Below are 14,180 nucleotides of genomic sequence, written 5' to 3'. Positions count from 1 at the left end.
AGATGAATATGAAAATGAAAAATATTTTAATCGCCCTTCTTACTGCATCGGTTGCCGCATCGGCTTCTGCTGTTGCGGATAATCAAAAGGCTTTGCAGGCCAAGGCTGATAGCGCCAATGCAAAGCGTGGTGTTGAAATTGGCGGTAGCATTCGTGCTGTGGCACAGCGTTCTAGCTTCTCTACCGATATGGACAAGAAGAGCGTGAACCACATGCCTGATGTTGAACGCAACGAATTTGCTACAGCAGACCTGAGTTTTGGTTTCCGCCCGTACGAAAATGTCCGTGCAAATGTGATTATGCGCCTGGGCGGCGGCATGCAGGAATACTTCGCTGCGGCTTCCAAGACTCTTGAAGCCAAGTGGCTCAATGTCGAAGGCAACATCGGCAAGAATTTCTACTGGACGGTGGGTGACTTCCGTTCTGCGATTTCCCCGCTCTCGATTTACAATCCCGGTATCGACATTATGTACGAACCGACGATTTTTGCCCGCAAGCGTCACATGGCCCAAAAGGAACAGCTCCTTGAAGGCAACAAGCGTAACCTCCAGGGTGTAAACCTCCAGTTCCGCCAGGAAATCGACCCGATGATTGGCGAAATCCGCGCTGAGGCTTTCCTTGCTCGCGTGAACCGCATTTCTGTGCTTGACTTGAGCGGTGCCGAAGGCAACATTCTCCCGAACGATGAAGTCGCTGGAACGTCTCTCGCTTCCCCGACGGACAAGTGGCTTGTCGGTGGCAACATCGAACTCTTGCCGGTCCAGAAAAACGTGTATGTCGGCGTAACCCCGATGCTCATTTTCGATAACGAAAAGACGAAGTCTTACACGTACCGCCATGTCTACAATGAAGATATGGGTGGCCGCGACCTTTCTCAGCCTTACGTTCGCGAAGAAATCAACCCGTACGAACTCTCTGCACAGAACACGTTCGTGTTGAGCGCACGTGCCGGTGCTGACGTGGGTGGCCTTGTCAAGCAGAAGGGTCTTTCTGCAGACGTGGTCGTCGAATATGCGATGTCCATTGACAAGAGAAAGACTCCGGCTATTACCGATGAGACCGGAACAATCGTTCTTGCTCCTGAAACCGAAAAGAGCGTGAATGGTTCTGCCTTGCTCGCTACCTTGAACGCAGGTTACGAGGTCGAAAACTCCTGGAGCGCAGGTCTCTCTCTTGATGTGGTGATGAACGACGAAAAGTGGTTCAACAACATGGCTCAGTCCCCGAGCTTCTTTGCTCAGCGAATCTTGAATTCGGATAAGGATTGTTCCTTGAAGGATCCTGCGGATGAGTCCAGGTGCGTCAATTCCGTCAAGTATGGCGTGAATTCCCCGCTCTACTCCACTTTCGACGCCCTTTACAATTACTCTCCGAAGTTCTCTCCGGTGACGACTTCTCTCGGTACGGACGACGATAATATCGCAGCCGGCCAGACCACGAGTTACAACATCGCCTCGTACAACAAGAACTCCTGGGGTTCCAACGTCTATTCCGCAGCTCAGCTCGCTCTCCTTAGCATGATGATCGACCCTGCTCTCCAGTCCGCTTTGCCGAATGGTCTTGCCACGGCAAACCGCAAGGGTGTCCGTGCCTTGATCAAGGGTGACTGGGAAGGAAAGGTCGAAGCTCAGGCTCTCGTGAGCCTCTTCAACCAGGTCCAGCCGGAATTTGCAGAAATTGACAAGGTCTCCTACACGGAATTCGGCGGCGGCGTCAAGTTCAATATTGCAAAGCTCGCAGGTTTGAACAAGGCTGCTGAATTCTCTGGTTCCTTCAAGCGTTCCGAAAATTCGATTACCCCGAAGGCTGGCGAAGCTGTGAAGGTTGCAAGCAACTTCATCAACGTCGGAGCATCCTTCCAGTTCTTGCCGCGTCTCGGTGTGACTGGCGGTTTCCAGATGATCAATACCGATTACGGGACCTATGTGAATCCGTTCGGAATCTTTGTCGGTGCTGACGTGCCTCTCATGAAGAGCAAGCAGATGCACTGGATGGTTGGCTTTGACTATGTGGTTGCCGATAATGCATGGCTTGCTATCAACTATGGCATGATTAGCGTTTCGAACGAATACAATTCTGCTGTGGTTGGCGAAACGGCTCGCAATCTGCCCGACTACTTCGATGGCTCTCCTGCTTATAAGCATGAATTTAGCCAGTCTATTTTTGAAGCTTCCATTAATGTGGAATTTTAATGGGAGGTAACTAGAATGAATTTCAATATGAACATGCGCAAAATTTTGCTGACCTCCGCTATCGCCATCTCGGCAACGGCTGCGTTTGCTGCCGAAAACCAGGCTGAGGTTGTGACGCAACAGAAGTCCTTGTTGGAAAAGCTGGATTCTCTCAATGCAGCCGTGCTCGGACTCAAGATTAACGGTACTGCCAAGGCTGGTGTATTAGCCTCCTTTGCCTCTTCCGACCAGTTTGCTACGGAATCCCCGACTCAGGAAAACCAGGCGTTCACGGATGTGAACCTGCGTTTGACCGCCCGTCCGAGTTCCGAGACGATGATTGACGTCCAGTTGCGTTTGCACAAGGACTGGCAGAGCGCCTATGACGAAAATAACAACCCTGTTATTGGTCACTGGTTCAGCTACGATGGAACAATCCTCAATAAGCATGTAGACTTCAACTTGGGTTACATGCGCGTCGGTTATACCCCGCTCACCATTTTCACCCCGCAGACCGAAATCCTGCAGGAACCGGAAATCTTTGCGGAAAAGCGCCGTGAAGCTCTCGAAAAGCGTAACCTTGATACGACAAGCCGTCGTCTCCTGCATGGTCTCAATGTCGTGTACAATAGCGGCAATGTCGGTGTGGTTGATAACATCACTGCACAGCTTACGGGTGCCCGCCTCCGCAATACGGCAAAGAAAATCGACCAGATTTTCTTTGATTTCGACTTTGCGGACCGTTACCTCCTCGGTGCTCGTGTCGGTGCCGATGCTTACGGTGCACACCTTGGCGTGAACTACGTCAATACCTTTGACCGCAAGCTTACTCGCCGTTCTAGACCGATCTCTACGACCGATACCATCTACTACGATGACAACATGGTCATTTCTGCCGAGCTAGCTTTCGACTCCAAGAAAGTCTTGCCGGAACTTCCGGTGACGTTCGGCTTGAATGGCGAATTTGCCATGTCCAAGTGGAAGGTGGACCGCGACTACAACATCAAGAAAGAACAGGTTTCCTACAACACGGTAGGAATCACGGAAGACGGCAAGTCGTTTGTCTACCTGAAGCCGAACTCGAAGAAGGTGGATGTCTATACTAACGAAGAATATGCCGACCAGGATGGCAAGAGCTTCTACGCCGACCTCTTCGTGAAAGGCAACATCAACGACGTTGATTTCAAGGTCAATGCCGGCTACTTCCAGACGGATTCCGGTTTCTGGTCTGAGCTCGCCTCTTCTCCGGTTTACCAGGGCCGTTCGGTCATTCTCAATGCGAACTCGTTCTACGGTAGCTCGGTCGATAGTCTCGTGCTTTCTACTTTTGGCGCCTCTAGCCTCGAAAACCTCTACTTCAATGTCTACAATTCCACGACATTGCAGGCGACGAACTTGATGACATCGGGTGGTTCCAATACGCTTAGCGCAGGTTTTGGCGAAAGCAAGTATCTGTACAGCCGCTTGGACAACAACTATAAGAACGGCCACTTCTACCGTAACGGTTACTCGGGCTCCATTGCAAAGAAGATGGAACTCGACCCGCTGATGGTGATTGACCCGTCTGTGGGCCTTGCTTTGCCGCTTGGTCTTGCAACGCCTGACCGCAAGGGTATCATTGCCAAGGCAGATGTCAACTGGGCAGATAAGGTATCCTTCAACGCCCGTTTCAACATGGTCACGCAGTCGAACGCTGTTGACTTTGCAACTGGCGCTGTTGGTGAAAACAAGTTTACGGAATTTGCCGTGGGTCTCGGTGTCGAAGCTGGTGCTCTTGCTGGTCTTGACCGTCAGATTACCCTCCAGGGTTCTTTGGCCCAGGGTTCCGAAAATTCTTACCTGAAGCGCAAGACGACTCGCATTGTGGCTGGCCTTACTGCAGATGTCTGGGGACCGATTGCTTTGCTCGGCGGCTTCCAGATGTACACGAAGGAATTCGGCAATGGTGGATTCCCGGTTGCTGCGGCCGCAGTCACCAAGGTTACCGAAATGCTTGCCTTGGGTGGTGCTCGTGTAAAGCTCGCTCCGATTTCTTACTTGTCCATCCAGGGTGGTATGCTTAAGAACGAACTTGAATATATGGTTCCGGGCGCCGCCGCTAACACAATTTCCATCAGCAAGCTTGTTCTCCTTGCCGATGTGACGGTGAATTTCTAAGAGGTGCTGAACATGAAAAAACTTCACCAGTACATGATGATTCTCGTAGCAGGTGTTTTGAGCGCCTGCGGATCGATGAGCGTAAATGATCCTTATCTTGAAGCGCTTCCGGAAGGTTTCAGTGCTATGGAATACATGGCTTTGCATCCGGAACTCCGCATTCGTCAGGTCAAGGACTATGTGGCGGATTTCAATGCGCAGGTCAAGGCAACTCTTGGCAATGCAGCATATAACGAGCAAAAGAAGGCCGAAGATGAGGCGTTCTCCTTGAATCCGGATCTTCTTGGCGCCCTCTATACAAATCCGCTTATTGGTGGCCATTCGCCGCAGGAATGGAATGCTCTTATTGTCAATATGAGTTCGCCGGATACGCTCTTGTCAAAAGAAGCAAAGCTTATTTACGCCGGCCTGGTTGATTTCAACATGGTTACTGTTTTAGACGAAGCTGCACTTTTGGCCGCAGTCCCTGTGGACGAAGTCGCTATTACTCAGCAGTTCAATATCTTTGGTAGAACACATGGCTGGGCCTATCGTAATTGCCGTCCGGAAGAGGCCAACAATACGCCGCGTGACTCTTTGCCGATTATCAAGGCTCAGTTGACTATGGCGACTTCGGCCGATGGATTTACCCCGGATACTGGACTTTACTGCCGTGACGCCGCTGGCGTCGATCGTCTGATTCAATAAGGATGAGAGGTTATCAAATGAACTTTAAAGTTATTACATTGGCTCTTGCCATGGGCGCTGCAATGGCCCAGGCTGCCGCTGACAAAGTGATTGGCTTCTATCCGTATTGGAGTCAGTATTCACAGTTCTACGCCAAGGACATCCGCTACAATCTCGTGACCGATATTCACTACATGTCTATCGCTCCGACTGCAGAAGGTACGGTTGCCTTTGCCGACGAATACGATGCCGACAACTTCAAGAACCTTGCCAGCATGTCCAAGGAAAACGGCGTGAAGTTGATTGTTTCCGTGGGTGGCATGGAAGCTGAATCGAACCTCAAGGCTATCGCCTCCTCCGATGAAACGCTTTCTTCCTTCGTCTCTAACGTGAAGGACTGGATTGCAACGAACGGCGGTGACGGTGTTGAACTCGACTGGCAGAACCTCACGACGGATGATTCCGAAGATTACGCCAAGATGCTGAACGCATTGGTCGACGGTCTTTCGGGCTTGACGGTGACTGCCGTGATTTACCCGGCAGCCGGCATGGATGCCTACAAGGCTGAAGCCTTGAACCGCCTTGCTTACGTGGACGTGTTCATGGCCGACCTCATGAACGAAAGCGAAAGCAGCCTCGTTCCGAACCAGAGTGCAAACTCTGTGCAGGAAACGCTTGACGCTGTTGCCGCCGCTGGCGTGAACAAGGAACTCCTTGCTCCGGTCGTGTTCCTCTACGGTAAGTCTTTTGCCGGTGCTAAGGGCCTCGGCACGAGCCATCAGGGCGTTGGAAGCGGTAACGAAGGTTACCTCCCGTACGCTGAACTCATGAACCGCTTTGACACTCCGGATTACACGGTGACATTCGATGAAGCGACCAAGTCCGAAGTGGCTGTGAGCGAAACCGAATCCATCGTGTTCATGGGTATCCCATCTGTGAAGGCTGTGGCCCAGCACGTGAAGAGCGAAGGCATGGCAGGCGTTGCCGTGTACGACCTCTCCCAGGACCACTACGAACCGATCGTCTCGCTCCTCGTGACGGTTGGTCTCGAACTCCGTCCGGGCGTGAACTACAAGGCTTCCAAGAAGTAATTCTCGGAGTTCGCGGGAATCGCGAAATCTGCAAAAAATTGCGAAATTCATAAACGCTTAAAAAATCCTCGACGCAATAAAGCGCCGAGGATTTTTTTTCTAACCACTAACCACTAACCACTAACCACCAACCACTGCCTACTGCTGACTGCGGCATAGCCGCCCGCTACATTCAAGAAAGACATTTCTCTCGTCTGTAGCCACTATACAAAACTTGGCAACTTGTTGCCTTAGTTGCTGTTATCCACTTTGTGGAGAAGTGGCGTTCACTCGTCTGGCCGCTACACTCGATACACTTGGCGTTGCCTATAGTAAACATTAAAATGGGTGGTGTGGGTACGCTTTTACAAAAGAAAAGGTATTTTTTAGCAAAAATGAGGTTTTGTATGCGTAAACATCTATTGGTCGCGCTTGCTCTTGCGGTGCCGACTTTTGCAATCCCGCTGGTGAACCAGCTTGGATTTGCCCCTGAATCCGAAAAGACGGTCGTCATTCCCGGTAACGATGCGAACCCGCTCGAAGTTCGCGACATGGCAGGGAATACGGTGCTTACGCTTGAAGCCCCGATGGTCTATGACTGGGACTACAGTGGCGAAGAAGTCCAGACTTACGATATATCTTCGATCAAGAAGCCGGGCACATACCGCTTGTTCAGGGATGGCTATATCGGAAACCCGATCGTGATTGGCGAGCACGTTTACGAAGATTTGACGAAGGCTGCCCTCAAGTGGTTCTACTACCAGCGTGCAGGTATGGCTCTCGATACGCGCTATGCGGGCAAGTGGGCACGTGCGGCAGGCCACATTGACGATAGCGTGACGGTTTACGGCACCGATTTGCAGACGGCGACGGTTGTTGCGCAGTCCAAGGGCAAACCCGCTCCCAAGAAGGCTGACCCGAAGATTATCAAGTCGCAGCGCGGTTGGTACGATGCCGGTGACTATGGCAAGTACATTGTGAACTCGGGCATTACCGTGTTTACGCTTTTGGAACTTTATGAACACTTCCCGGCGTTCATGGATACGCTCCAGTGGAACATCCCGCGTGAATTCCCGAAGATGCCTTCACTCCTCGAAGAAATCCGCTGGAATCTGGACTGGATGCTTTCGATGCAGGATAAGGACGGTGGTGTTTACCACAAGCTCACGTCACTCAAGTTCGGCTCTAGCACGATGCCTGAAATTGATGGCGCAAAGCGCTATGCCATTGAAAAGAGCTTGACTGCAACGCTTGACTTTGCTGCGGTGATGGCGCAGGCTTCTCGCGTGTATGCTCCGTTTGACAAGGCTTTTGCAGACCGCATGCTCAAGGCTTCTGGTGCCGCCTATTATTGGGCAAAGCACAATCCGAAGGCTTTGTACAAGCAGCCTTCCGATGTACAGACTGGCGATTATACGTATGGCGGCGAAGACGGCAGGGATGAATTTGCCTTTGCTGCAACAGAACTTTTCCGCGCCACAAAGAAGAAGAATTACCTCAATGACTTGAGCGCTTACAAGATCAGAAGCGATGGACCGTGGTGGGGCGATGTGAACATGCTCGCCGTTTACCATGTGGCTCTGGATTCGGCTGACTTTGGCGCAAAGCTCGGTGGTGCCGCTCGCAAGGCTTTGCTTGCCGCTGCAAATGAACTCCGCGCGATTGGCGATACGAGTGCGTATAGACTCCCTGCAACTCCGTCGAGCTGGAACTGGGGCAGTAACAGCGCCATGGCGAACAACGGAATCGTGTTGCTGCATGCTTATTACATCACGGGCGACAAGAGCTACTTGGATGGCGCACAGCAGTGCCTCGATTACCTCTTGGGCAAGAACCCGATTGAAATGACGTATGTGACTGGCTTTGGCTACAGAAGCCCGCGTTTTCCGCACCATCGCGTGAGTGAATCGGACTTTGTCGATGATCCGGTGCCGGGCATGCTCGTGGGCGGTCCGCACTTGGGCAAGCAGGACATCAACCTCGATGGCAAGGAACTTTGGAAGTGCCCGAACTACGCTGTTGCCGAAAAGCCGGCACTTGCTTACATCGATAACCGTTGCAGCTATGCGACAAACGAAGTGGCCATCAACTGGAACGCTCCGCTTGCATATCTCGCTGGCGCCTTGCAGGCCATTTACTTGGGCCACGCCAATGCGGTTGTGAAGTAAGTTTGCACTAGGTTGTGTGTTTAGGGTTAGGCGGGCTTTGGCCCGCCTTTTTACTTGTCATGCCGGATTTATTCGTCGAGCGTTACTTCCACAATGCCGCGGACGGAATTGAAACAGTAGATTTTCTCGGCTGTTTGAAGGTTACTTGGGTACAGGATTTTTTCTTTGGCCTTGCCTTCGTTTAAAAGCTTTTGTCTTGTGATGCCGTTTAAAAGCCCGCACTCGATAGGCGGCGTGTAGATGATGCCGTCTTTTAGAATGCCGATGTTCGTGAACGTGCCTTCTGTGATTTCGCCCTTCTCGTTTACGCAGATTTCATCAAAGACGTCTTTCGGGAATGGCAAGCGGATGCTCGTTTTGTGATACAGGAACGGATTGGATGAATTTACTTTGTGTACGATTTTGATTTTTGGATCTTGCTTGGGCGCGGGAATCGGTCTTGTCGTGAGTTCAAAGTGACCGTCTTTGAAAAGCTCAATCCTGTTCACGACGGACTTGTCGAACTTGATTTTTTCAAGTTCGCTATTCCAGGTGAAGCCGAGTGCATTTGCTGAATTTCTCAAACGTTCGAGATGCATCTCGAAATCGGTGATGCCTGTTTCAATCAGCGAAAATTCTGTATTCAAAAAACTTGCCTTGGTCATTGTTTCATTCCATTCGTCATCTGCGGTAGAAGCCCAAGTGATAGCGCCGCCGGCATCGTATCTGTAATCAGATTCGCCTTGCTTTTTCTGCAAGATTCTGATAGGCACGGAGAAAGTCATTTCGTCGTCGTGGATGTAGCCGATGGCTCCGCAGTACACTTCTCGCGGGAACGGTTCTGCATTCGCGATGACTTCCATTGTAGAAATTTTGGGCGCGCCTGTGATGGAACCGCATGGATAAATCGCATTGATGATTTCGTAAAGCGTTGTACCGTCTTTCAGCTCTGATGAAATTTCGGAAGTCATCTGGAAGACGGTTTTGTGCTTTTCGACTTCGAATAGTTTGTCTGCGTATACGGTTCCCGGCTTTGAAATTCTCCCGAGATCGTTTCGCAGCAAGTCGACAATCATGACGTTTTCAGTGCGGTTCTTTAAGTCGTTGTGCAAGAATTCTTGTAATACGTCATCTTCTTCGGATGTATTGCCGCGCTTGAGCGTGCCTTTCATGGGCTTTGTCAAAATCTTGTTGCCGCGCTTCACAAAAAACAGTTCCGGCGAAAACGATAAGATGGTTTCGTACTTGTTTTGCAAAAAGGCGTTGTAAGGGGTCTTCTGGTTTTGCAAAAGGAACTGGTATAAGTCTAACTCACTAGCGTTTGTTCTTAGCGTTGATGGGTATGTATAATTGACTTCGTATGTAATCCCGTTCTTGATTTGCTCTTTGATGTAATCGATTTTTTGCGTGTATTCTTCTTTGGATATGCGCGGTTTTACAGTAGTGCCGATTTTGTAGTCGGGTGTTTTTTCTCCGAACTGCTGGAACGAATCGAAAGCTTCAAAGTAGATAAGGGGTGCGTCGCCTGCTACGTTTTTGAGGTCGTAGCGCATGTAGCCGAGTAGATAAAGCCCCTTGCTTTGTAAAAATTCAATTCTGTCAAGCGCCGACTTGACATCTTTGGGCTTAAACGCTTCGATGGTTTCTATTGGATTGTTGAATGTTTTATCTGCGTATATCTGCATAGGAATCCCATTTGGCGGCGTAAATATAAATAAAGCGTACGTTTGTAAGTTTGGTAAAAAAAATGGTTGCGTAAAATAACGAAGTCTTTGTATGATATAGTTTGTAATAATATTGTAACTTTTTTGAAAAGTTGGTCCTTTGCCATATTTTCAGTATATATTTTGGTCATGCAAAATTGGTACTTTCTTATCGTTGTTTCTATAATCTTTGTGTCTGCTCTTTTTGCTTCTGCTGCATCGACACCGATGTGACGGGGAGTTAATTGGGGGATTACAAAAGTTATATGAAAGGTCTCGCTTTGCGGGACCAATTTTTTATATAAAAAGGCCCGCAATAAGCGGGCCCAATAAACTGTTGTGCGGCTGTTAGCCGTTCACTTTTTCTACAAATTCCTTGCAGACGGCTTCGGGATCGGGCTTGCCAAAGATAGCGCTACCTACGACGAAGATGTTTGCACCCGCTTTCTTGCAGGCGAGGATGTTGTCGAGCTTTACACCGCCATCGATTTGGATATTGAGTTCCGGCTTAAGGGCGCGGAGTTCGCGGATTTTGTCGAGGCAGTAAGGAATGAGGCTCTGACCGCCGAATCCCGGGTTCACAGACATGATGAGCACCATGTCCACGATGTCGAGCACGTATTTGATGCTTTCGAGCGGGGTTGCCGGATTGATAGCGACAGCGGGCTTGACGCCGAGTTCTGCAATCTGGTGCAGCAAACGGTCGAGATGGTTCGTGGTTTCGGCATGCACGCTGATGATGCTTGCGCCAGCCTTGGCAAATTCGCCCACGTAGTTTTCCGGATTTTCGATCATCAAATGGCAATCGAGCGGGAGCTTGGTTCCCATCTTGACGCAGGCAGAAATGCCCGGGCCAAAGCTGATGTTTGGGACAAAGTGCCCATCCATGATGTCCAGGTGAACGAGGCCTGCGCCTCCGTTTTCAATGGCCTTGAGACCATTGCCGAGTTCGAGGAAGTTTGCGTTCAAGACGCTGGGAGCGATGATTTGTTTAAGCATATTTCAAATATAGCAAAATAAAAATTTTTTTACTAAATTTAGGATACTAAGAAATAAGAGGAGATTATTATGTCCAAGAATTCTAAAACTGTAGTTGCAAAACCCGTAAAGAAAGTTGCGACGAAGGCTGCGGCAAAACCCGCTGCAGAAAAGTCCGCCGCAAAAACCGTGAAGGCTCCAGCTAAGAAGGCCGATGTCAAGGCTGCTCCGGCCAAGAAGGCCGCTCCGAAGGCAGAAAAGCCGGCTAAGGCTCCTGCTAAGGTTGCAAAGGCTGCAAAAGTTGAAGCCCCGAAAGCTGCTGCCCCGAAGAAGGTCGCTGTCGAATTCGTTGCCGATTGCCCGCTTGCAACAACCGTCTCTGTTGCTGGTACGTTCAACAACTGGACTGTCGATGCCGACATGCTCAAGAAGGACGAGAAGACGGGTCTTTGGGTTGCAAAGATTTCCCTCGTTCCGGGCGACTACGAATACAAGTTTGTCTGTGACGGTGTGAACTGGGATGCAGGCGACAATAAGATCAAGCACGTATAATTGCTCTGATTGAAAAACTATTGAAAATGCGCCGGGCATAACGCTCGGCGTTTTTTTCATTTTGTGTAAAATAGTAAACTAGTGAAAAACGAAAATATTGTTATAATTCTAAATTCTAAGTTCTAAGTTCTAAGTTCTATTTTTCTAAATTTGCCCCCGTATGAAATATTCCATCCCTGATTCAGTGCTTTTGAAAGCGGCCAGTGAATACGGCACCCCGCTTTGGATTTATGACCGTGCGACGATTGAACGTGCTGTAAAGGACGTGCAGGTTTTTGACACTGTGCGCTTTGCCCAAAAGGCATGCCCGAACCTCTCTGTGGTTTCGCTCATCCGCAAGCTTGGCTGCGTTGTCGACGCCGTCTCCGCTGGTGAAATTGTGCGCGCCCTCAAGGCCGGCTTCAAGGGTGGACAGCAGAAGGGCAAGGTCCCTGAAATTGTTTACACCGCCGACATCTTTGACCGCGATGCACTCGAACTCGTGAAGAAGTACGACATCGCCGTGAACGTGGGCTCTCCGGACATGATTCAGCAGCTTGCTGATTTTGGCGTGAAGTCTGAACTCACCATCCGCGTGAATCCGGGCTTTGGTCACGGTCATTCCCGCAAGACGAATACCGGTGGCGACCTTTCCAAGCACGGCATTTGGCACGAACAGATTAAGGACTGCATCAAGCTTGCCCAGAGCAACGGCATGTGGATTACTGGGCTTCACATGCACATCGGTTCCGGCACGGATTTCGAACACCTCGCACAGGTTTGTGATGCCATGGTCGACGCTAGCCGCCGCTTGGGTTCTCACCTCCGTACGATTAGCGCTGGTGGTGGCCTCCCGATTCCGTATCACGAAGAAGAAAAGGGCAACCGCATTGACGTAAAGGCCTACTACGATTTGTGGGACAACGCCCGCAAGCGCATCCAGCAGAGCATTGGTCACGATGTCCACCTCGAAGTGGAACCGGGCCGTTACCTTGTTGCTGAAAGCGGCTACCTCGTTGCCGAAATTCGCGCCGTGAAGAAACAGGGCAATAATTTGTTCTACTTGCTCGATGCCGGCTTTACCGATCTCGTTCGCCCGAGTTTTTACGGTAGCTACCATGCTATTTCTGTGGTCGCCCGTGACGGTCGTGAACTGAACGAAACTGTTGACGCTGTTGTTGCAGGCCCGCTCTGCGAATCCGGTGACGTGTTCACGCAGGAAGAAGGTGGCTTTGTCGTGACGCGCAAGCTCCCGAAGGCTCAGGTGGGTGACCTCTTGATTCTCCATGATGCTGGTGCTTACGGTGCTGCCATGAGCAGCAACTACAACAGCCGTCGCTACGCTGCTGAAACGATGTACACGAAGGGTGAAATCAAGCTCATTCGCGAGCGTCAGACTTTCGAACAGCTCTTGCAAAACGATAGGATTATTGAGCTGTAGTTGATTTGATATAATCAAGATTAGCGGAGTTATTGCTCCGCTTTCTTTATATAGAGATAAAGTGGTAAAGTTGTGAAAAATGGTTGTTGTTGCGAGAATGGAGCGTCGGCCAAGGATGGGGAGGGTGCAGGGAGGGGCCCGTGCGGCCTTCGCAACTCCGAGCTGGGGCCCCGCCCGCATAATGTGTTTCCTTGATTTTCAAAAATCAAATTACTACCTTTGGTCCCGGAAATAAGACTATGGGTAACTTACGCGCTATTCTCATGCCCATCGCAATTCTGGCGGGCATCCTCATTCCTCAGGCGCACTTTCTGTCGCCGCTCTTGCCGTTAACTATCGGCATCATGATGTTCCTTACGTTCGTGACGAAAATTCCGCCGCAGACGCATGGTTACACGTTCAAGATTGAGGCCCGTGCGTTTATCGCAAGTCTTGTGATTATCGCTGCGCTTTGGGGCGTTGTGGAAGTTTTCCACTTGCCGCGTGAAGTGCTTTTGGGTGGTGCGATTATTGCGCTTTGTCCGCCCGCGAATGCGGCCCCTGCGATGGCGAAAATGCTTGGCGGCAGCGCATCCCTTGCGCTCAAGATTTTCCTCAGCGGTAACTTGATTGCGTGCTTTAGCATTCCGATAATCTTTGGCTATTTGACCGGCGCCGAAGCGGACCTGTCTGAAATCGCGATGAAGATTTTTAACACGATTCAACCGATTATAAGCATTCCCTTGGCGTTTGCGTTTGGTCTCCGTAACTTTTACCCGGAACTTGCCGACCGTGCTGCAAAATACCAGAAGTACACAATGTTTGTGTGGACGTTCTCGGTGTTCATTATTTTGTCCAAGGCAAGCTTCGACATTCGCGAAATGGGCTTTGCCGACTTGTGGAATAGCGGTAAGCTCCCGCTGATGGCTGGTGTATCGCTTGTGCTTTGCCTTTTGCAGTTTTGGCTTGGATGGGTTTGCGAACGCGGTCGCCGCCCGATTGAAGGTTCGCAGAGCATGGGGCAAAAGAACACGACACTTGTTATCTGGGTTTCTAGCCTTTACGCGGGCCCGGTGGTGGCTCTTGCCCCGACTTGCTACGTTGTATGGCAAAACCTTGTTCTCAGTTACATGACCGCAAAAATCAAGCCGAAAAAAGATAGTTAGAACTTAGAATTTAGATCTTGGAACTTAGAATATTTCTGAAATCAAAATGTCATGCCCGCCGGAGCCTGTGCTGCCTGCACTGAGTTTAATCGAAGTGAGCGCAGTCGAAGTAAGCGGGCACCTCCTTTTTTATGTCGAGATGGTGATGCCCGCATTCGCGGGCATAACAAA

10 protein-coding genes are annotated in these 14,180 nt (G+C 50.3%); 8 read left to right on the top strand and 2 right to left on the bottom strand.

The window, feature by feature from the left end:
* The first annotated feature begins 14 nt into the window (after positions 1 to 14).
* The 5 genes from B3A20_RS07915 to B3A20_RS07895 all read left to right on the top strand — a co-directional run bounded on the left by B3A20_RS07915 (position 15) and on the right by B3A20_RS07895 (position 8,232).
* On the top strand, positions 15 to 2,192 hold the full coding sequence (locus tag B3A20_RS07915; protein ID WP_290763352.1) for a hypothetical protein: 2,178 nt from the start codon (positions 15 to 17) through the stop codon (positions 2,190 to 2,192).
* A gap of 15 nt (positions 2,193 to 2,207) precedes the next feature.
* A complete protein-coding gene (locus tag B3A20_RS07910; RefSeq protein ID WP_290763351.1) occupies positions 2,208 to 4,328 on the top strand; it encodes a hypothetical protein in 2,121 nt (706 codons plus the stop codon).
* A gap of 12 nt (positions 4,329 to 4,340) precedes the next feature.
* Positions 4,341 to 5,015 (top strand): hypothetical protein, encoded by a 675-nt coding sequence (locus tag B3A20_RS07905; protein WP_290763350.1) that lies wholly within the window; start codon positions 4,341 to 4,343, stop codon positions 5,013 to 5,015.
* A 17-nt stretch (positions 5,016 to 5,032) separates the two neighbouring features.
* Positions 5,033 to 6,085, top strand: a complete 1,053-nt coding sequence (locus tag B3A20_RS07900) for a glycoside hydrolase family 18 protein (RefSeq protein ID WP_290763349.1) — start codon at positions 5,033 to 5,035, stop codon at positions 6,083 to 6,085.
* 386 nt (positions 6,086 to 6,471) lie between these two features.
* Entirely contained in the window at positions 6,472 to 8,232 is a 1,761-nt protein-coding gene (locus tag B3A20_RS07895; RefSeq protein ID WP_290763348.1) for a glycoside hydrolase family 9 protein, read from the top strand.
* Between the two features lie 68 nt (positions 8,233 to 8,300).
* On the opposite strand, the gene B3A20_RS07890 is transcribed toward B3A20_RS07895, so the two are convergent.
* Together B3A20_RS07890 and rpe are read right to left on the bottom strand one after the other, a co-directional pair.
* On the bottom strand, positions 8,301 to 9,896 hold the full coding sequence (locus tag B3A20_RS07890) for a bifunctional anthranilate synthase component I family protein/class IV aminotransferase (protein ID WP_290763347.1): 1,596 nt from the start codon (positions 9,894 to 9,896) through the stop codon (positions 8,301 to 8,303).
* Positions 9,897 to 10,262: 366 nt separating this feature from the next.
* Positions 10,263 to 10,913: a ribulose-phosphate 3-epimerase gene (gene rpe / locus B3A20_RS07885; protein ID WP_290763346.1), complete on the bottom strand. Its 651-nt coding sequence runs from the start codon at positions 10,911 to 10,913 to the stop codon at positions 10,263 to 10,265.
* A gap of 69 nt (positions 10,914 to 10,982) precedes the next feature.
* Between rpe and B3A20_RS07880 the strand changes: the two genes are divergently transcribed.
* The 3 genes from B3A20_RS07880 (at position 10,983) to B3A20_RS07870 (ending at position 14,009) form a co-directional block, all read left to right on the top strand.
* Positions 10,983 to 11,444, top strand: a complete 462-nt coding sequence (locus tag B3A20_RS07880; protein ID WP_290763344.1) for a glycogen-binding domain-containing protein — start codon at positions 10,983 to 10,985, stop codon at positions 11,442 to 11,444.
* Between the two features lie 160 nt (positions 11,445 to 11,604).
* Positions 11,605 to 12,864 (top strand): diaminopimelate decarboxylase, encoded by a 1,260-nt coding sequence (gene lysA / locus B3A20_RS07875; RefSeq protein ID WP_290763343.1) that lies wholly within the window; start codon positions 11,605 to 11,607, stop codon positions 12,862 to 12,864.
* A 239-nt stretch (positions 12,865 to 13,103) separates the two neighbouring features.
* A complete protein-coding gene (locus B3A20_RS07870; RefSeq protein ID WP_290763342.1) occupies positions 13,104 to 14,009 on the top strand; it encodes a bile acid:sodium symporter in 906 nt (301 codons plus the stop codon).
* Positions 14,010 to 14,180 lie beyond the last annotated feature (171 nt).

It is taken from the genome of Fibrobacter sp. UBA4297 (assembly GCF_002394865.1).
GTDB lineage: Bacteria > Fibrobacterota > Fibrobacteria > Fibrobacterales > Fibrobacteraceae > Fibrobacter.
Note: the sequence above shows the minus strand (reverse complement) of the source record. Positions and strands in the feature narration are given on the sequence as shown.